The organism is Spirillospora sp. NPDC052269 (assembly GCF_040679435.1).
In the GTDB taxonomy this organism is placed as follows: Bacteria; Actinomycetota; Actinomycetes; order Streptosporangiales; family Streptosporangiaceae; genus Spirillospora.
In genome coordinates, this window is sequence record NZ_JBFAUU010000013.1 from 146371 (window position 1) to 165052 (window position 18682).

Genomic DNA, 18682 nt, shown 5'->3' on the forward strand with positions numbered 1-18682 from the left:
GGTACCCGCGCTGTGTCCGTGTGGGCTGTGTCCGTCCGCGCCGTCCGCGCCTGCGCTGTGCATTGCGCGCCAGTGCCGTCGGTACCCGCGCTGTGTCCGTGTGGGCTGTGTCCGTCCGCGCCGTCCGCGCCTGCGCTGTGCATTGCGCGCCAGTGCCGTCGGTACCCGCGCTGTGTTCGTGCGGGCTGTGTCCGTCCGCGCCGTGCCTGGCCGTGCCGTCCGTACCTGCGCTGTGCTCGTGCGTGCCCGCGTCGTCCGCGCGCGGGCTGTGTCTGTGCGGGCTGTGCCTGCTTGCGCTGTGTCCGTCCGCGCTGTGCTCGTGCGGGCCATGTTGGTTGGCTGAGGGTTCGGGTCGTGTGGTCGGTCGTGCCTGGGGACAGGCTTCGAAGGGTGGTGAGGGAGGCCGGTGCCACCTGGGCGGGATGTGGAAGGCTTCGCTTGTGTATCGGCATTTCGACTACGTCGGCCCGGCCGAGATTCGTGATCAGGTGCGGCCTGGTGCGCGGGGTGAGGCGATCGAGTCACGTGGCGCTCTGGGGGCCTGGCTTGGCGAGCGGCCGGATGATGAGCGCGAGGAGCCCTTCACGTTCGTCGTCGAACGGGGAGGAACCCTGCTGCTGGCAGCACAGCGCAGTGAGCATGTCGCCTGTGCCGGCGGCGAGCCTGTGCTCAGCGCGGGTGAGATCGCTTTCGCTTGGGACGGGGGCCGCCCGGTGGTCAGCGAGGTGAGCAACCAGTCGACCGGCTATTGCCCTGACGTCACCTCTTGGCCGGCCGTAGAGGCGGCGCTCGTGCGTGCGGGCTTGGACCATCCGGGCGCCTTCACCCATCCGATGGTGTTCCGGCGCTGCACTGAGTGCCACCAGCACAACATCGTCAAAGACGACTACTTCGTCTGCGCGATGTGTGAGGCGCCGCTGCCGAGTGCGTGGAACGTGGACCAGCCGGACGAGCGCACGTGATGTCGGGACCTCCCTTCGAGTGGACGGTCGATGAGGACATCCGCTGGGGAGACAACGCCGGTGCGACAACGATCGCCGAACCCGGTTTCCGGCGGGATGGCGACAAGATCGTCCTGCGTGGCCGACTTCACCTCACCGAGGACGGGGCCGCGCTGCTGGAGATGGGCGACACGCAGATCTTGTTCGATCTCGACGTGCCGCCGCCGAGGAGCATCGATCAGACCTGGGCGGAGATCAGCGTCGCAGCGGACAGCGTCAGCATCTGGCCGTACCAGGTCTGACATCACAAGAGCAGCGACAGAGCCGGACGTCATGGGAGCGGCCTTGGAACTGGTCATACCGGCGGATCCCTGGGTGTGGCGGCCTGTCGTTCCGAGGCATTCGTGAGGGCCGTGCGGACTCCGCCGGGTGGGCTGGTCGATCCCGTGATGGCACCGGCCCGACACGGGCGGGGCGTGATCGGGCAGCACCGCACCGGCACCGGTAGCAGCCGAGGTCGCGCCCCACACCACCGACGCCGTCGTTGATCGCGTCGGCAATCAATGGTCGGCGGTCGGATGTTCGGTTCGCTGCTGAGCACGGTCGGCGGGGTGCAGGGCCCGGGGTGCTGGCTGCTTGTCGTCCGGGGCGAGCGGTGCTTCGGGAACTGAGCGGGGTTCGGGGTGGTGCGGGTCCAGGGCGGCGGTCACGAAGGAGGCGACCAGGGGGCGGTGGTCTTGGTCGTTCCAGGCGAGGACGAGACGGCTGGGCGGAGTGTCGGTCACGGGGACGCAGACCAGCCCGGGCGGGACCGGTTCGACGAGTGACCGGGGCAGTACGCCGATCATCCGGCCGACCGTGACCATGTGGAGCAACTGGATCACGTCGGCGACCTCCGGGCTGGCGCCGTCGCCGCCGGGATCCCCTTCCAGCGCGGCAGCGTCTCGCCCGTCCAGATCCGACATCCGCACCGAGGCGCGCGCGGACAGCCGGTGCCCGGACGGGACGATGACCGCGCGGCCCTCGGTGTGCAGCGTCGCGTGGGGATTGCCAGGGGACGTACACACACCTGCTCCGGCTTTCCAGCGACCTGGGGGAGTGGGAGTTCCCCGAGGGGGGGAGGGCTGCACTTCCTGATTCCCACGTCGGCACTTCGTGAGGGTGATTTCAGTCAGGCCGTGACCGAGCAAGACACCGTGTAGCCGTTGCCGAGCAGCTGGACGTGCCGCGGAGCCGGTGCGTCCTGGCGCGTCATCTTCGGCACGGACCATGCCTGTTCGTGGGGCGGGGGTGGCCTTGAGACGGGGCTGGGTACAGCCGGGTTGGCGGTGGTCACGCGCGAAACGGGTGTTGGACGGTCGGGAGCGGGAGGGCATGGGATGGCTGAAGGGGACAGTGAGTGGGGCGGGAGGATCTGGGCGGCTGCCGATCTGCTCACTCCGATGGCCATTCGTGTGGCGGCGACTCTGCGGCTGGCCGATCACATCGCCGGTGGGCGGCGGACGGCCGAAGCCCTGGCCGAGGCGGTGGACGCCGATCCGGACGCCCTCATGCGGGTGATGGAGCACCTGGTCGCCGCGGGCGTGCTGTCCCGGTCGGAGGACGGCGCCTACGCGCTGACCGACCTGGGAGAGGAGCTGCGGGACGACCATCCGAGAGGAGTCCGGGCCTGGCTGGACATGGACGGCGCCATCGGACACGCCTCGCGGTGCTTCGTCGACCTGCTGCACACCGTCCGCACCGGCGAGCCCGCGTTCCAGCACTTCTTCGGACGGTCGTTCTGGGAGGACCTGTCGGACCATCCCGCACGGGGAGCCTCGTTCGACGCGTTGATGGGCTTCCGGCTGGTCGCGGACGCCCCGGTCGTGGCGACCGCCTACCCCTGGGGGACGCTCGGCCACGTGGTCGACGTGGGGGGCGGTGACGCGAGCATGCTGATCGCGCTCCTGCGCCGCCACGAGGACCTGCGGGGGACGGTGATCGATCTGGCGGGGCCGGTGGCCCGTGCCCGGCAGGCCCTTGAGGCGGCGGGGCTGAGTGATCGCGGGGACGCGCGGGTCGGCAGTTTCTTCGACGAGCTCCCTGCGGGGGCGGGTGGGTACGTGCTGTCGGGCGTCCTCCACGACTGGGACGATCCGGACGCCCTCCGCATCCTGCAGCGCTGCTCCGATGCCGCTTCCGCCGCAGGCAAGGTGCTCGTCGTGGACCACTTCGGCGATGACGTCGCCGGGGTCTCCGACACCGAGGGCGACCTCAACATGCTCTGCTACGTCGGCGGCCGGGAGCGGAGCTTCGAGCGGCTGGGCGAGCTGGCCGCGAAGGCCGGTCTCCGGGTCGGTTCCGTCGTCCAGGCGGGCACGCGCTCGGTCACCGAACTGCTCCCCTCCGGCTGAGCCGCCCCCAGACGGAGACTCCGGTCATCGCCGGAGGAACCGGACGTGGGAGCTTAGTCGGATGCGACAGGTCACTGTGCTCGGCAGTTGCGGGGCGTTTCCAGAGCCGGGGCGGGCGTGCAGCGGGTTCGCCGTGGACTGGGAGGGGTTTCGGGTCGTCCTGGATCTCGGGTACGGCACGCTGCCCCGCCTGCTCGAGCTCTGGCCGGACGGTGTGGTGGATGCGGTCGTCATCACGCACGAGCATCCGGATCACTGTGTCGACCTGCACGGACTGTTCCGGACGTGGTTGTACGGCCCCACAAGGCGTCCCAAGGTCCCGCTGTTCTGCCCGCCGGGCGTGCTCGAACGGCTCCGAGGGCTCGAGCCGGACGTCGAGCTGGAGTCCGTCTTCGACGTCCACTCCCTGCCGGGTGTGCACCGGGTCGGGCCGTTCACTCTGACCGGCCTTGAGCTGCCGCACTACGTCCCCAATGCCGGGGTGCGACTGCAGGACGAGGTGGCGACGCTCGCGTACACAGGCGACACCGGGCCGGACCCGGTTCTCGCCGATCTGGGCCGTGACGCCGACCTGTTCATCGTCGAGGCGACCGACCGAGACGGCGAGACGGAACGCCCGTGCCGCAACCTGATGACTTCCACCGAAGCCGGATATTGGGCGCGGCGGGCGGGCGCTCGCAGGCTGATGCTGACCCACTTCTGGCCCGGCAACGACCGAGCGGCATCCGTGGCGGCGGCGCGTGAGGAGTTCGAGAACGACGTGCTGGCCGCCGAAGAGGGCCTGGTCGTCACGCTGGACGCGCCCCGCCCCGGCCTCGTCGGGTGACCAAGCCGCACGTCGCCACCGCTCGAGCGCGGCCGATGCCGGCGAGGTCGCGGTGCGGGCGTGGTCAGGGGGTGTGGGAGCGGCGGCGGGCGCGGAAGGCGGCGACGTTGGTGCGGTTGGCGCAGGTCTCGGAGCAGAAGCGGCGGCGGCCCGCGCGGGACGTGTCGGCGTAGACGCGGCGGCAGTCGGGCGCGGCGCAGACTCCGGTCCGTCCGACGCCGTAGGAGCAGACGAGTTCGGAGAGGTGCATCAGCGTCGTCGAGCGGAAGCGGAGCGGGAGCTGCGCGGACGGCGGGGCGTGGTGCATGTGCAGGCCGAGGCCGTCGTGGTCGGACAGGTGCGGGTGCGTCGGGGTCCGCTCGAGCAGGGCGTTGAGGACGGTCACCGCCGACGGCAGGTCGGGAGCCTCGAAGAACGGGCGCAGTTCGCGTCCCCAGGCGCGGTACTCGTCGGCGGTCGCCGGGTCGAAGTCCTGCCAGACGAACCCGTTGACGCGCAGGATGCGGCGCAGCGCGTCCGGGCCATCGTCGTCCTCCGGGACGGTGACGGCGTTCACCAGCGCGACCGCGGCGGCGACGCCGTGGCTGCGGTATCCGGTGATCTTCATGGAACGGGAGACCTGCCTGTCGCGGATGTCGGCTGTGGGCTGGCACCGAGATTATCCCGTCGCCCCGGACGTCCCGTCCCATCCCGGATACCCGCGCCCATTCCGGCGCCGGAAACGATCAACTTCGGCCGGGCAGGCGGCCGGTGTCCGGTCCGGTCCGGTCCGTTCTACACGGAGGGTCTCACTGGTCGGCGAGCGAGAAGAAGGTCGGGAGATGTCGCGCTCAGTGGCGCCATCGGGTGGATGCGGTGATCTGCTCCGGCGACGCCTGCGCGAACAGCGCGATCTCGCCGCGCCGGACGGCCGCGACCGTGTCGATCACCTCGGGCCCGAGCGCCTCGGCGAGCACCTCGTCCCGCTCGAACGCCGCGACCGCCTCCTCGAGCGACTCCGGCAGCTGCTCGATGCCGAGCCGGATGCGCTCGGTGTCCGACAGCGAGGCCGGGTCGACCGCGACCGGCTCGGGCAGCGACGCCTTCGCGGCGAGCCCGGCACGGCCCGCGGCGAGCAGCGAGGCGAACAGCAGGTATGGGTTCGCGGCCTCGTCGAAGCACTTGATCTCGAGGTTGGCGGCCCGTCCGCGGTCGCCGATCGCGCCGGTGACCAGGCGCAGCGCGGCCTCCCGGTTCTCCAGGCCCCAGCAGCCGTACACGCCCGCCCAATGGGACGGGATCAGGCGCAGGTAGCTCGAGACGGTCGGCGCGCCGATCGCGAGCAGCGCGGACAGGCGGCCCAGGATCCCCGCGGCGAACGCCTCGCCCTCGGCCGTCAGCCCGAACGGCCCGTGCCCGCCGGTCATCATGTTGACCGAGTCGTTCGCCGATCCGTCCGCCGAGCCGTTCCGCCACAGGCTGAGGTGGACGTGCCCGCCGTTGCCGACCGAGTCCGCGAGCACCTTGGGCGAGAACGAGGCGACCATGCCGTGGTCGAGTGACACGGCGCGGATCGTCTCCCGGATGAGGAGGGCGGTGTCGGCGGCGCCCAGCGGGTCCTCGGCGGCGAAGGACAGTTCGTACTGGCCGGGCGCGTACTCGGGATGCAGCTGGTCGATCCTGATGCCGGTCTCGGCGAGCGCGTCGAGCAGGTCGCGCAGGTACTGGGACCGCTCGGTGAGGCGCGTCATGCTGTAGGCGGGACCTTTGCAGGCCGGGATGAAGTCGTCGCTCCCGTCGTCGTCCGACAGCGACCACTCGATCTCGAACGCGCCGCGCACCGACCAGCCGAGCTCAGCGAGCCGCTCGACCTCGCGGGCGAGCAGCGCGCGGGAGTCCATCGGGTGGACGGTCCCCTCCTGCGTGTACCGGGTCACGGGCGCCCAGGCCCAGCCGGGCACCGCCGCCAGCCGGACGAGCCGGTCGAGATCGGGGTGAAGCCGCAGGTCACCGACCGGGCCGCCGATGTACTCCCCGGCCACGATCGAGTCGTCCAGCAGGAACACGTCGAAACACGGCGCCATGCCCACGCCCCACGCGGCCGCGTGCTCGAGCCGCGGCACCGGGACGGTCTTGACGCGGGTGATGCCACTGGTGTCCACCCAGCCCAGCACGACCCCGGCGAGATCCTCCAGCTCGGGCGCGAGCCGCGCCGCGTGGGCCGCCATCCGGTCCCGCTCGTCCGCGTCGAGGGGCTGGAACGCCCGCCGCGCCGCCCCGCTGTCGTTCCGTCCCACGCCCTGCTCCCATCGCTCGTCCACGCCTGGCCGGCCCGTCCCGCCGTGCCGCGCGCCGCCGGTGGGCGCGCCGTTCGTGTGGTGCGGGGACGGGGCGTTCGTGCGGTGACCCGCGTGGTGCGGATGCCGGGGCGCACGGCCGCAATTACGCATCGTATGGTCGTCCTGACGCTATGACGAGGGAGGCGCGGTGCTTGACGACGACATTCCTCCGCTGGTCGACCACCATTGCCATGGAGTGGTGCGCCGCGACCTGGACCGGGCGGGGTTCGAGGCCCTGATGACCGAGGCGGACGCGCCCGGGCCGCTCGGGGGGACTCTGTTCGACTCACGTGTCGGCCTGGCCGTCCGGCGCTGGTGCGCGCCCGTTCTCGACCTCGCGCCGCACGCTTCGCCGGACGACTACCTGGCGCGCCGCGCCGAACTCGGATACGCCGAGGTCAACCGGCGTTTCCTGGCGTCCGCGGGATTGGACGCGCTGTGCGTCGACACCGGTTTCAATCCGGACGGGCTGCTCACCCCGGACGAACTGGGCGACCTCGCGGGTGCGAAGGCGCACGAGATCGTCCGTTTGGAGACGCTCGCCGAAACCGTCGCCGCGCGGGACGACAACGCGCACGACTTCGCTGACGCGTTCCGGGCGGCCCTCGCCGAGCGGACGCGGAACGCGGTCGGGGTCAAGTCGATCGCCGCCTATCGAGCCGGGCTCGACCTCGCGGGTGAACGCCCGACCGACCACGAGGTGGTCAAGGCCACCGAACGGCTCTTGCGCGCCCCTTCCGAAGGAAGGCCTCTGCGCGTGGCCGATCCCGTGTTGCACCGGTTCCTGATCTGGTGTGCGTCCGACCTGCGGCTGCCCGTCCAGTTCCATGTCGGGTACGGGGACGCCGAGGCCGACCTCAGCCGCGGGGACCCGCTGCTGCTCACGGGCCTGCTGCGCGAGCTGGCGGACGCGGGAACGACCGTCCTCCTCCTGCACAACTACCCGTTCCAGCGCAGCGCCGGATATCTCACGCAGGTCTTCCCGAACGTGTTCGCGGACGTCGGGCTGGCGCTGCACGGCGTCGGCGACCGGGCGTCGGTCCTGCTGGGGGAGCTGCTCGAGCTGGCCCCGTTCGGCAAGGTGCTCTACTCGTCCGACGCCTACGGCCTGGCCGAGTACTACCACCTCGCGGCCCTGCTGTTCCGGCGGGCTCTCGGCATGGTCCTGGACGGCGGCGTCGCCCAGGGATCATGGACGGGCGCCGACGCGTCCCGGCTCGCCGGGATGATCGCGGCCGGCAACGCGCGCCGCGTCTACGGCCTCGACGGGTAGCCGGGCGTCAGCCGAACTGCACCGATCGCTTCGCCATGCCGAGCCAGTACCCGTCGATGGGCTGGCTGGTGTCGTCCCCGTCCTGCGCGGACGACGCGCCCAGCGTGACGAAGAGCGGGGCGAAGTGCTCGGTGCGCGGGTGGGCGAGGCCGGGGGCCGGGGCCTTGTGCTCGAAGTCGAGCAGCGCGTCCACGTCGTGCGCGTCGAGGGCGCGGCGGCCCCACTCGTCGAACTCGGCGGTCGCGGTGGCGACGCCGCCGGACGGGTCGAGCATGCGCAGGTTGTGGGTGAAGAAGCCGCTGCCGACGATCAGCACGCCCTCGTCGCGGAGCGGCGCGAGGCGGCGGCCCAGGTCGTACAGCTCGGACGGGTCGAGCGACGGCATCGACATCTGCAGCACCGGGACGTCCGCGTCCGGGTACATCTCCTTCAGCGGGACGTACGCGCCGTGGTCGAGGCCGCGGTCGGGAGCCTCGTGCACCGACGGCCCGAGCAGCCCGCGCACCTTCGCGGCCAGCTCCGGAGCGCCGGGCGCGGGGTAGGTGACCTGGTAGTACTTCTCCGGGAATCCCCAGAAGTCGTACACGAGCGGGACGGGCGAGGTCGCGCCGACCGTGACCGGCGCGTCCTCCCAGTGCGCCGACACCATGAGGACGGCCTCGGGGCGCGGCAGGTCGGCGGACCAGGCCGCCAGCTCTCCAGGCCAGACCGGGTCGTCGGCGAGCGGCGGCGCGCCATGGCTGAGGTAGATCGCGGGCATCCTGACCATGACCCCATACTAGTTCAAATTTAAACAAGATGGATAATCGCCCTGTGGACGACGTGGGCGTGGCGGAGTTCGAGCGTCAGCGCGGGCGGCTGTTCGGCCTCGCCTTCCGGCTGCTAGGCGTGGCTCACCAAGGTCCTGACGAACCTGTGCCTGAACCGGCTCACGCTCGCCCGCGCGACGCGGCGGCGCTGGAGACGGGTGCGACACGGCCGTCCTGACCGGACGCGCCGCCGCGGCCGTGAAGGAGTCGATCGTGCGCTGGACGGTCCACGCGCTGTCTCACCCGGGCGGCACCGAACTGGCCAACTCGGAAGGATTTCGTCGCTGATGCGTCACACCGCGAGCAGCCATGCGGCGAGTTCGTTGACGACGTCCGGGTCGACGTGGTGTGGAAGCAGGTAGTCGGCAGGGCCGGACGGCCCGGATCCGGGGAAGAACATGTGGTCGTCGGCCTCGTAGACCCGGAACGTGACGTCCGGCCGGTCGTCGAACGCGGCGCGCCAGCGGGAGAGGTCGGTCGTGACCGTGACCTGGTAGTCGCGGCCGCCCTGCGCGATGAACATCGGTAGGTCGACTGCCCTGGCCGCCGCGACCGGGTCGTATTCGAGCAGGTCGGCCCAGTAGGACGCGGGCAGTCCGAACGGGAGGTCGGCGGACGGCGTGTCCGGGGTCAGCCCGTCCAGCGCCGCCACCTGCCGCTCGATCAGCGACGCGAACTCCGCGTACGCGGGGTCGAGCGACGCCAGGTGCCGCGACACCCGCAACGCCGCGTGGTGCATCGGCTCGGCGTCCGCGGCGAGCAGTGCCAGGCCGTCCACGGGGGCGGCCTCCGCGACGCGTGGCGCGACCTTGCCGCCCATGCTGTGCCCGACGACGAACACGCGTTCCACCAGGTCACGAAGCTGCCGGACGGCCTCTGCCGCGAACGGCACGTACTCATCCGCCATCGTCGCGGCCTGCCCGGACGGCTTGTCGAACCGCACCGAGGCGATGCCCCGCCCGGCGAGGCCCCACGCGAGGTCCTTCAGCGGCTTGTTCGGCCCGGCCGTCCCGTCCCGGTCGAACGGCCCGCCGCCGCTCAGCAGCACGACCCCGCCGCGAGCCTCCGCTCGCGGCGACGTCATCGTCCCGCCCACCGCGCCGACCGCGACGTCTTGCTCGCGGAAGGTGCCGGGGTCGGCGTCGGCCGGGGGAGTCCACTCATCTATTCTCATATTTGCGAACGGTAGCATGTGTGAGAACATTTGTACCGTGCGCACTCTGGACCTCTTCGCCCACCCCGTCCGGCTGCGGATCGTGCACGCGCTGCGCGGCGGCCGCGTCCTGCCGACCTCGCGCCTCGCCGAGCTGATCCCCGACGTCTCCAAGGCCACCGTCTACCGCCACGTGGACGCGCTCGCCGCCGGGGGAGTCCTGGAGGTCGCGGACGAACGGCGCGTCCGCGGCGCGGTCGAACGCCGCTACCGGCTCAGCCACGAACGCGCCTCCGTCGACCCGGCCGATGCCGCCGCGCTCTCCCCGGACGAGCACCGCGCCGCGTTCACCGCCGCGATCGCGGCCCTGGCCGCCGAGTTCGACGCCTATCTCGACCGCGAAGGCTCCGACCCGTCGTCCGACCCGGTCGGCTACCGGCAGCACGCCCTCTGGCTGAACCCGGACGAACTGGCCGCACTTCTCGCCGACCTGCGCGCCGCGATCGTCCCCCACCTGGCCAACGCGTCCGAACCCGGCCGCTCCCGGTACCTGCTCAGCCCGATCCTGTTCCCCAGCGAGTCTGGCCCGGACGACGGCATCGCCCCAGAATGATCCGGTGCCCCCTGACGATCTGACCGACGCCGAACAACTCCTCTGGGACGCGTTCCCGACCGGTTCGTGGGCCGACCTCAGGGATGCCGCCGACAAGACCGTCCGCGCCGAGGTCATCCGCCGCCTGCTGCTCGGCGGGCAGGACGTCGAACCGGGCCGGCTCGCCGCCCTCCGGCTCCGCGGGGCCACCGTCACCGGGAAGCTCGACCTGATGGGCGCGACCATCGACGTCGCGCTGGTCTGCGAGAACTGCGTCTTCGACGCGACGCTCCGCCTGGCCGAGGCCGTCACCCGCACCGTCCGGCTCCTCGGCAGCCGCCTGAACCGGCTCGACGCGCCCCGCGTCCGGATCGAGGGCGTGCTCGACCTGCGCGACACCGAGACCGAGCGCGGGATCCGCGTCGACCAGGGCGAGATCACCGGCGGACTCCGCCTGCACGGCGCGACCGTCGGCCGCTCGGAGCGCGACGTCGCGCTCGACGGCGAGGGCGTCTCGGTCCGCGGCGACCTGGCCTGTCCCGACCTGGTCGCGAACGGCCCCGTCGTGCTGCGCGGCGCGACGATCACCGGCTTCTTCGACCTCCCTCGCGCGCGCCTCGGCAGCCCCGGGGCCGTGGCGCTCGACATCGACAACGCGAGCATCGGCGAGGGACTCGACGGCACCGGCATGACGGTGGAGGGCGAGATCCGGATGCGCAGCTCCGCGATCAGCGGTCCGCTGCTCCTGGCCAACGCACACCTGAGCAACCCCGGCGGCTTCGCGGTGAGCGCCGCGCGCGCCCACCTGACCGGCGCGTTCTGGTGCGAGGGCGGCCTGACCGTCGAAGGCGAACTCCGGCTGACCGGCGTCCGCTTCGACGCGGGCCTGCATCTCGCCGACGCCCGCCTCGACGGAACCGGACACGCTGCCCTCAACCTCGACCGCGCGTCCATCGGGCACATCGACGCGCCGCGCCTCACCGTCACCGACGGCGACATCACGTTGGTCGCCACCGCCGTCGCCGGTCAGATCCAGCTCTCCGAGGCGTCGCTCGGCCCCGGCCGGGCCGGTTGCTGCCTCCAGGCGAAGAACGCCAGTGTGGGCGGCATCCTGCATGGTCAGCGACTCAATGCGGACGGCGAGATCAGTATCAGGAACAGCAGTGTCGACGCGATCGTGCTCATGGACGCCCGCCTGACCAGCTCGAGCGGAGTGACCCTGCGCCTCAAACGCAACAGTGTCGGCCGGGACCTGAACTGTGCGCGCATGACCTCGGACGGGAGCGTCCTGCTGACCGCCGGCCGGATCAGCGGAACCGTGGACTTCGGGGGAGCGCGACTCCGCCGTCCCGGCGGAGTCGCGCTCGAGGCGACCGCACTCCACGCGCACACCCTGATCCTGTGTCCGGACGAGCCGATCGAGGGCTCGGTGGCGCTCGACCACGCGAGCCTGAGCCTCCTCCACGACGACCCGGAACGCTGGCCGGACGACCTGAGCATGGACGGCCTGACCTACGAGAACCTCCGGCCCGACCTTCCCGCTCGTGACCGCCTGCCCTGGACGGACCGGGCCCCGGCCAACCAGCGTCCCCAGGCCTGTGAGCAGCTCGCCGCGAACTACCAGCGCCAGGGCCGCGGAGTGGAGGCCCAGCGCGTCCTGTACGAGCGGGAGCGGGGACTGCGCCGGTCCAAGCCGCCGATCGCCCGTGCCTGGAGTCTCCTCCAGGACGTCACGGTCGGGTACGGCTACCGCCCCTGGCTCGCGGCGGCCTGGCTGGTGTTCTTCCTGGTGATCGGGACGGCCGTGTTCGCCGCCGATCACCCGCATCCCCTCAAGAAGGGCGAGGCGCCGCACTTCAACCCGCTCGTCTACACCCTCGACCTCATGCTGCCGCTGGTCACGCTCGGGCAGAAGAGCGCCTACGACCCGTCCGGCGCGTCCCAGTGGTTCTCGTACGTGCTGGTCGCGGTCGGCTGGATCCTCGTGTCGACGATCGCCGCGGGAGTCGCCCGCACTCTCACCCGCCGCTGACGGCGGCCGTCAGGGGCTCAGGACGCGCGAGAGCCAGGCGACGGCGGGTGGCTGCCGGTACTCGACCGCCATGTGACCGCCGTCGAACAGGTCGAAGTAGACGCGGTCGTCCGGCACGCCCGCGTCCGCGACGGCCCTTCGGAAGGCCGTCGCGCCGAGGTCGAGGAACCATTCGTCGTGCGTTCCGGCGTCGATCCAGATGCCGCGCATCGAACGCAGCGCGTCCGCATGCGATGGAGCCATCCGCACCGGATCCCAGTCGAGCCAGCGCTGCCACTCGTCCGGACGTAGCGCGCCCGTCGCCGGGTCGAAGGGGAGCAGGGGAGTGCCGTCCGCGGCGGGCGAGAAACAGGCCGAAACACCGAGGATCTCCAGCAGCCGCAGGTCCTCCTGCTTGGTGAACGCGACGCGCGACCGGAAGTCCTCCCACCAGGCGAAGATGTCGGTGTCGTAGGCGCGCAGGTCACGGACGGCCTTGTAGAAGTGCGGCGTGTACTGGGCCTCCGACAGCGAGTCGCCCGAGTGCGTCGCGAACGCTCCGAACAGGTCGGGGCGCGTCATCGACGTGATGGACGCGCCGAGACCGCCGCTCGACTTGCCCGCGATCCCGCGGTGGTCGCGGAAGGCGAGGGTCCGGTAGTGCGCGTCCACCCACGGGACGACCTCGTCGCACAGGTAGGAGTGGTAGCGGCCGGTGCCGCGCGAGTCGACGTACTGGCTGCCGCCGTACGTCGTGAACGCGTCCACGAACACCAGGATCGCGGGCGGCGCCTCGCCGCTGGCGAACAGCCGGTCGGTGGCGACCGGCACAGGCTCGCGATAGGAGGAGGTCGCCCGGCTCCACGCGTCCAGCTTCCCGGTGTAGCCGAGCAGCATGTAGACGGTCGGGTAGCGGCGGTCGGGGTCGTCGTCGTAGCCGGGCGGCGTGTACACCCAGAGCGGGCGTTCGTGCGGGTCGCCGAGCGGGTTGTCGCGGAGCAGCACGCTGTCGACGGTGTGCTCGTGGACCTGTCCGGCCAGGTCCTCAGGCCAAAGCGGCATGGCGGTCCTCCTCGTCGTCGGGGGGTGACGCCGAGCGACGTTACTACGAAATGGAAATATCCGAAATGGTAATATTGCCGCCATGGCTGAGGACTCCATCGACCGGCACATCGCGTACTGGTCCCGCGAACTGCCCGACCTCGACCCGGACGTGGAGGGGGCGGTGACCCGCATGCAGGCGGTCGTGCGGCGGCTGCGCCGCGAGCGCGAAGAGGCCCTCGCGGGTCACGGCCTGCACGATTGGCAGTACGACGTCATCTGGTGGCTGCGTTCCACGGGCGCCCCGTTCCAGGCCGGTCCCACCTGGCTCGCCGAGGTCCTGGACGTCCGCCCGGCCACCCTGACCAACCGCCTGGAACGCCTGGAGCGCGACGGCTACGTCGACCGCATCCCGGATTCGGACGACCGCCGCCGCCTGCTCGTCCGGCTGACGGCCAAGGCGTGCGAGGCGTGGGAGTCGGTCTTCGAGGACCGGTCGTCCGGCGAGCACGTCCTGCTGGCGGTTCTGACCCCGGCGCAGCGGCGCCAGCTCTCCGACCTGCTCCGCATCGTCACCCTGGCCGCCGAGTCGGACGGCCCGGACCTGCTCCCCTTGGCGGACTGAATATCTATTGGGGCTTGACCACAATTGAAACTCAGTGCCAAAATCAACCCGTACCCGCCACGGATTGAGGAGCACGCCATGTCCGCCACCGCGCTGACCCCGAAGATCATCGGCCAGGTCGAGAAGCACCACACCGCAGTCCTGGCCCGCGCCCTCAGCGGCACCACCCTGGACGAGAAGCAGTGGATCACCCTCGGCCAGCTCACCGCCCCGACCGCCCCCGAGGCCCACACCGCCCACATCGCCGCCCTGACCCAGTGGTCCGAGCCCGCGGTCGTTGCGGCCCTGGGCAACCTGCTGACCAGCGGATTCGTCCACACTCTGCCGAACGGGGCCATCGAGGTCACCGATGCCGGCCGCGCCCTGGTCAAGACCGTCCGCGGCGCGAGCGCCGAGACCATCGCACGTGCCTACAGCGCGGCCACGCCCGAAGAGCTCGCCACCACCGCACGAGTCCTCGAGGCCATCACCGCCCGCCTCGCGGACGACCTGGCCCACGCCTGATGCCCGGCCTCTCGGCTCCGCACAACGCACTCGCCCGGTGGCGACGCGGAGCCGAGGGCACGCACGAGCACGGCGGCGGCCGGCGCTGTCGCCGTGCTCGTGAATCACACCGCTATCCGGTCACAGGGATGTGCGCATAGGCGGTCGCACTGACCAGCCTGGAGCACACGGGAACCCGGGATCCAGCCGGTGTGCCCTTGGAGAAGGCACGGTTCCGCACGACCTTGGTCATCAGGTCGTGCCTGGTGACGCGGTAGGTCGCCGTGCAGGTCATCGATTCTCCCCGCCGCAGCGTCCGCTTGGGACAGCTGATCGCCGACAGGCCGCGCAGCCCGTCGTGGATGTGGACGCGATGGAGAGTGACAGTGCCGGTGTTGGTCACCCGGTAGCTGTACTGAAGCACCTGCCCCACACGCGAGTACGTCTTCGGACGGACCCGCTTGCGCAATCCGATCGCCGGGTGCTCGACGTGCCGAACGGCGTGGGCGATGTGCGGCAGGACGGGCACGATGTGCGGAACGATGTGGGCGATGTGCGGAATGCCGTGGATGTTGACCTCGCACGGCTCCGAGAAGGCGGGCGAGTGATCCTCCGGCGTGACGCCGCGCGCGGTCGCCACGTTGTGGATCCAGCCCGCCGCCACGTCCCTCGGCGTCGTGTGGTACCAGGCCGTGCAGTTCGTGCTCTCGTCCACGTCCAGTGCTCTCGTCCGGCATGTCGCGTGCGACAGTCCGGGCAGGTGATCGATGATGCCCACGTCGACCAGGGGAACGTCCCCGATGTTGGTGACGTGGTAGGTGAACCTGATGGGTTGCCCGGGACCGCTGAAGGCCATCGGGGTGGCCGCCTCCCTCAGCGAGAGGTCGGGCTCGTAGTTCGCGGATCCGGCAGGCCGATGACCAGACCGGTGCGGGTGGCCGGAGCCGGCGATGGCGGTTTCCGCCCGTGCCTGGCCGGTCATCGTGGCTGTGATGGTCGCCGACGCCATCGCGCAGGCGAGCGCGCCGATTGCGAGTGCTCGTGTTCTTCTCAGATGGCGGAACCCTCCGCCGGGGCGTGGAACGCCCATGTCTCCCCCTGACTTGAACTGCTGGTGGCCGCCTCGGTGTCGGCGGCCGCGAGCACGGCGGCGGTGTTGGCCGCCACCGTGCTCACGCTGATTCCTTCGTGTGTCATCCGGTGACCGGGACGATTCCGCACGCGGTCGCCCTGGCCGGCCTCGATGTGACCGGACTCTTGGATTCGGGTGGTGTGCCCTGGGCGACGGCGACGTTCCGTATGCACTTGGGCTTCAGGTCGTGCCTGGTGATGCGGCGGGTGGCCGTGCAGGTCATCGACTCACCCCGCCCCAGCGTCCCCTTGGGGCAGCGGATCGCCGACAGACCGCGCAGGCGGTCGACCACGACGACGTTGTGAAGAGTGACGTCGCCGGTGTTGGTCACCCGGTAGCTGTAGCGAAGGAGCTGGCCAACACGCGAGAACGTCTTCGGATGGACGCGCTTGTGCAGGCTGATCCCCGGGTGGCGGACGGGTGGGGGTGGGGGCGGGGTCTCGACGGGGACGATGACCTCGCTCGGCGGCGACTCGACGGGCGGCAGGCCGTTCGGCGTGACGCCGTGCGCGATCGCCGCGTTGTGGACCGAGCCTCTCGCGACGTCCTCCGCCGTCGTCTCGTACGTGGCGGTGCAGTCCGTGAACTCACCCACGTCCAGGTACGTCACCGGGCATGTCACGGGCGACAACCCCGGCAGGACGTCGACGACGTACACGTTGATCAGCGGCGTGTTCCCGGTGTTGGTGACGCGGTAGTTGTACGTGATCAGCTCCCCGGGACCGGCGAAGGTCGTTCGGTCGGCCGTCTTGTACAGCGAGATGTCGGGAGTCCAGTCCGCGAGCGGGACCGGCGGAGTCGGCCAGTGCGCGCGGCCGGAGCCGGTGATGTTCGTGGCGGTTTCCGCCCGTGCCTGGCCCGTCACCGTCGTTGTGATCGTCGCCGACGCCATCGCGCAGGCGAGCGCACCGACCGCGAGTGCTCGTGTTCTTCTCAGATGGCGGAACCCTCCGCCGGGGCGTGGAACGCCCATGTTTCCCCCTGACTTGACTTGCTGGTGGCCGCCTTGGTCCCGGCGGCCGTGAGCACGGCGACGATGACCGCCGCCGTGCTCACGCTGTTTCCCGCGTCGTGCGTCATCCAGTGACCGGGATGTGTGCGCAGGCGATCGCCTTGGCGGGCCTCGATGTGACCGGACTCCTGGATCCGGGTGGCGTGCCCTGGGCGACGGCGACGTTCCACACGCACTTGGCCTTCAGATCGTGCCGGGTGATGCGGCGGGTGGCCGTGCAGGTCATCGACTCACCCCGTCCCAGCGTCCCCTTGGGACAGTGGATCGCCGACAGACCGCGCAGCTTGTCGACGACGCGGACGTCGTGGAGAGCGACGGTGCCGGTGTTCGTCACCCGGTAGGAGTAGTGAAGGACCTTCCCCACACGGGAGTACGTCTTGGGACGAACCGACTTGCGGATGCTGATCCGCGGGTGCTCGACGGGCTTGGGTCGGACGGTGACCGGCGGCGGCACCACGGGCTGGACCGTGACCGGCGGCGGCGGAACCGGCTGAACGGCGACCGGCGGCGGCGGTGGCGGGACGGGCCGGACGACGACCGGCGGCGGGACGGGCTGGACGATGACCGGCGGCGGCGCAGGGACGGGCTGGATGATCGGGGCCGGCGGCGGAACGGGCTGGATCAGGACCGGCGGCGGCGCCGGGACGGGCTGGATGATCGGGGCCGGCGGCACGATGGGCGTGGCCGGGATGGTGACCTCGCACGGAGCCGACTCGGTGGGAACGCCCCCGGGCGAGGTGCCGTACGCGGCCGCCACGTTGTGGAGGTATCCGCGTTCGACGTCCTCCCGCGTCGTCACATAGGTGGCCGCGCAGTCCGTGCTCACCCCCGGGTTCAGGACCCGGTCGGCGCACTGGACGTCCGACAGGCCGTCCATGTCGTCGTTGACGCCGATCCCGAGCAGGGGCACGTCGCCGGTGTTGGTGACGTGGTACCTGTACGTGATCGTCTCGCCGGCGGTCGAGTACGTCATCGGCTCGGCCGACTTCCGGAGGCTGATCCCCGGCCTCAGGACGGGGACGGTGACCTCGTCCGGCTGCGACTCGATGCCTTCCGGCGCGCAGTACGAGACGCCGAATGCCGTGGCCACGTTGTGGACGAAGCCGTTGTCGACGTCCGCCTGCGTCGTCGTGTAGTCGCCGGCGCACTCCGTCGACTCACCCGGCGCCAGGCTCGCCCGCTCGCACTTCACCGGGGACAACCCGTCCAGGTCGTCCTTGACGCCGACGTTGGACAGGTCCGTGTTCCCCGTGTTGGTGATGCGTTCGTGGAACGTGATCGTTTCGCCCGGTGCGTCGACGAAGTCTGGATCGGCCGCCTTCTCGATGTGGATCGACGGCATGGGCACGGCCGGCACGATGGCCTCCGCCGGTTCGGGCGATTGGATGCCGCCCAGACCGTCCGGCGCGGTGCCGCAGGCGACCGCCTCGTTGTAGACGGAGCCCAGGCGCAGGTCCTCGACCGTCGTCGTGTAGACGGCCGTGCAGTCCGTGCTCTCCTGCGGCGCCAGGGCCGTCTTGTAGCACGTGATGGGCGACATGCCCGGTAGAGAGTCCTTCACCCCGACGTCGGTCAGCGGGGTGTCCCCGGTGTTGGTGACGCGGTAGGTGTAGGTGATCGCCTGACCGGCGGCCCAGAAGTTCTCCGGGTCGGCCGACTCGGTGATCCAGAGCCCCGGGATCGGAATGCCCTTTGGCATGAACTCCGGGCTCCCTCGTGGGGTCAGGTGGTCGGGCGCGGTGTCCCGCGCCGGAGCTCCCGGATGGGCCGCCGGGACGGCGGGTCTTGCGAGAGCGGCGTCCTTGCCGACCTGGCCGGCCACCGCGGGCACGGCCATGGCCGACACCACCGCGCAGCACAGCACGGCGGCGAAGAGTGCTCTCGTCCTGCTCAGGTAGCGGACCGATCCGCTGCGGCCTGGACCGCTCATGCTTCCCCCCGACCAACGTGATCAACGTGTGGTGCTCGTTGCCTGTCGTCATGAATCTCGGTGGCCGCGACCTGTGTCGCGGCCACCGGCACGGCGGCGATGGCCGCCGCCGTGCCGGGTGCGTCGCCCCGCGTGTGTTTCGT

General features: G+C 71.1%; 19 protein-coding genes. 9 read left to right on the forward strand and 10 right to left on the reverse strand.

Annotation, left to right across the window (positions count from 1 at the left end):
- Positions 1–422 precede the first annotated feature (422 nt).
- Together AB0L06_RS27340 and AB0L06_RS27345 are read left to right on the forward strand one after the other, a co-directional pair.
- Positions 423–962, forward strand: a complete 540-nt coding sequence (locus AB0L06_RS27340) for a hypothetical protein (protein WP_500233963.1) — start codon at positions 423–425, stop codon at positions 960–962.
- Entirely contained in the window at positions 962–1243 is a 282-nt protein-coding gene (locus AB0L06_RS27345; protein WP_500233964.1) for a hypothetical protein, read from the forward strand. Before AB0L06_RS27340 ends, AB0L06_RS27345 begins: the two co-directional genes overlap by 1 nt.
- 258 nt (positions 1244–1501) lie before the next feature.
- Here AB0L06_RS27345 and AB0L06_RS27350 read toward each other — a convergent pair whose 3' ends face one another.
- Positions 1502–2008, reverse strand: a complete 507-nt coding sequence (locus tag AB0L06_RS27350; protein ID WP_500233965.1) for a LysR substrate-binding domain-containing protein — start codon at positions 2006–2008, stop codon at positions 1502–1504.
- 375 nt (positions 2009–2383) lie between these two features.
- On the opposite strand from AB0L06_RS27350, the gene AB0L06_RS27355 reads away from it, so the two are divergent.
- Together AB0L06_RS27355 and AB0L06_RS27360 are read left to right on the forward strand one after the other, a co-directional pair.
- Positions 2384–3334: a methyltransferase gene (locus AB0L06_RS27355; RefSeq protein ID WP_500233966.1), complete on the forward strand. Its 951-nt coding sequence runs from the start codon at positions 2384–2386 to the stop codon at positions 3332–3334.
- A gap of 61 nt (positions 3335–3395) precedes the next feature.
- A complete protein-coding gene (locus AB0L06_RS27360; RefSeq protein WP_500233967.1) occupies positions 3396–4160 on the forward strand; it encodes an MBL fold metallo-hydrolase in 765 nt (254 codons plus the stop codon).
- Between the two features lie 64 nt (positions 4161–4224).
- Here the strand turns inward: AB0L06_RS27360 and AB0L06_RS27365 are convergent, their stop codons facing one another.
- Together AB0L06_RS27365 and AB0L06_RS27370 are read right to left on the reverse strand one after the other, a co-directional pair.
- Complete coding sequence (locus AB0L06_RS27365; protein ID WP_500233968.1) at positions 4225–4767, reverse strand: CGNR zinc finger domain-containing protein; 543 nt, start codon at positions 4765–4767, stop codon at positions 4225–4227.
- 223 nt (positions 4768–4990) lie between these two features.
- Positions 4991–6436, reverse strand: a complete 1446-nt coding sequence (locus AB0L06_RS27370; protein WP_500233969.1) for a type I glutamate--ammonia ligase — start codon at positions 6434–6436, stop codon at positions 4991–4993.
- 190 nt (positions 6437–6626) lie between these two features.
- Here AB0L06_RS27370 and AB0L06_RS27375 point away from each other — a divergent pair, with 190 nt between their 5' ends.
- Positions 6627–7751: an amidohydrolase family protein gene (locus AB0L06_RS27375; protein ID WP_500233970.1), complete on the forward strand. Its 1125-nt coding sequence runs from the start codon at positions 6627–6629 to the stop codon at positions 7749–7751.
- A gap of 7 nt (positions 7752–7758) precedes the next feature.
- Here the strand turns inward: AB0L06_RS27375 and AB0L06_RS27380 are convergent, their stop codons facing one another.
- Both AB0L06_RS27380 and AB0L06_RS27385 read right to left on the reverse strand, forming a co-directional pair.
- Positions 7759–8520 (reverse strand): dioxygenase family protein, encoded by a 762-nt coding sequence (locus AB0L06_RS27380; RefSeq protein WP_500233971.1) that lies wholly within the window; start codon positions 8518–8520, stop codon positions 7759–7761.
- A 332-nt stretch (positions 8521–8852) separates the two neighbouring features.
- Positions 8853–9734 (reverse strand): alpha/beta hydrolase, encoded by an 882-nt coding sequence (locus tag AB0L06_RS27385; RefSeq protein ID WP_500233972.1) that lies wholly within the window; start codon positions 9732–9734, stop codon positions 8853–8855.
- Positions 9735–9771: 37 nt separating this feature from the next.
- On the opposite strand from AB0L06_RS27385, the gene AB0L06_RS27390 reads away from it, so the two are divergent.
- Together AB0L06_RS27390 and AB0L06_RS27395 are read left to right on the forward strand one after the other, a co-directional pair.
- On the forward strand, positions 9772–10326 hold the full coding sequence (locus AB0L06_RS27390) for a helix-turn-helix domain-containing protein (protein WP_500233973.1): 555 nt from the start codon (positions 9772–9774) through the stop codon (positions 10324–10326).
- 4 nt (positions 10327–10330) lie between these two features.
- Entirely contained in the window at positions 10331–12337 is a 2007-nt protein-coding gene (locus tag AB0L06_RS27395; protein WP_500233974.1) for an AsmA family protein, read from the forward strand.
- 9 nt (positions 12338–12346) lie between these two features.
- Here the strand turns inward: AB0L06_RS27395 and AB0L06_RS27400 are convergent, their stop codons facing one another.
- Positions 12347–13378: an alpha/beta hydrolase gene (locus AB0L06_RS27400; RefSeq protein ID WP_500233975.1), complete on the reverse strand. Its 1032-nt coding sequence runs from the start codon at positions 13376–13378 to the stop codon at positions 12347–12349.
- An 82-nt stretch (positions 13379–13460) separates the two neighbouring features.
- Between AB0L06_RS27400 and AB0L06_RS27405 the strand changes: the two genes are divergently transcribed.
- Together AB0L06_RS27405 and AB0L06_RS27410 are read left to right on the forward strand one after the other, a co-directional pair.
- Positions 13461–13982 carry a MarR family winged helix-turn-helix transcriptional regulator gene (locus tag AB0L06_RS27405; protein ID WP_500233976.1) on the forward strand — a complete coding sequence of 174 codons (522 nt, stop codon included), beginning with the start codon at positions 13461–13463 and terminating at the stop codon, positions 13980–13982.
- 78 nt (positions 13983–14060) lie between these two features.
- Complete coding sequence (locus tag AB0L06_RS27410) at positions 14061–14486, forward strand: MarR family winged helix-turn-helix transcriptional regulator (RefSeq protein ID WP_500233977.1); 426 nt, start codon at positions 14061–14063, stop codon at positions 14484–14486.
- A 112-nt stretch (positions 14487–14598) separates the two neighbouring features.
- On the opposite strand, the gene AB0L06_RS27415 is transcribed toward AB0L06_RS27410, so the two are convergent.
- The 4 genes from AB0L06_RS27415 to AB0L06_RS27430 all read right to left on the reverse strand — a co-directional run bounded on the left by AB0L06_RS27415 (position 14599) and on the right by AB0L06_RS27430 (position 18539).
- Positions 14599–15447: a CLIPPER-2 domain-containing protein gene (locus AB0L06_RS27415; RefSeq protein WP_500233978.1), complete on the reverse strand. Its 849-nt coding sequence runs from the start codon at positions 15445–15447 to the stop codon at positions 14599–14601.
- A gap of 68 nt (positions 15448–15515) precedes the next feature.
- Complete coding sequence (locus AB0L06_RS27420) at positions 15516–15641, reverse strand: hypothetical protein (protein ID WP_500233979.1); 126 nt, start codon at positions 15639–15641, stop codon at positions 15516–15518.
- Between the two features lie 17 nt (positions 15642–15658).
- Entirely contained in the window at positions 15659–16570 is a 912-nt protein-coding gene (locus AB0L06_RS27425; RefSeq protein ID WP_500233980.1) for a DUF11 domain-containing protein, read from the reverse strand.
- A gap of 103 nt (positions 16571–16673) precedes the next feature.
- Entirely contained in the window at positions 16674–18539 is a 1866-nt protein-coding gene (locus AB0L06_RS27430; protein WP_500233981.1) for a CLIPPER-2 domain-containing protein, read from the reverse strand.
- Positions 18540–18682: the final 143 nt, after the last annotated feature.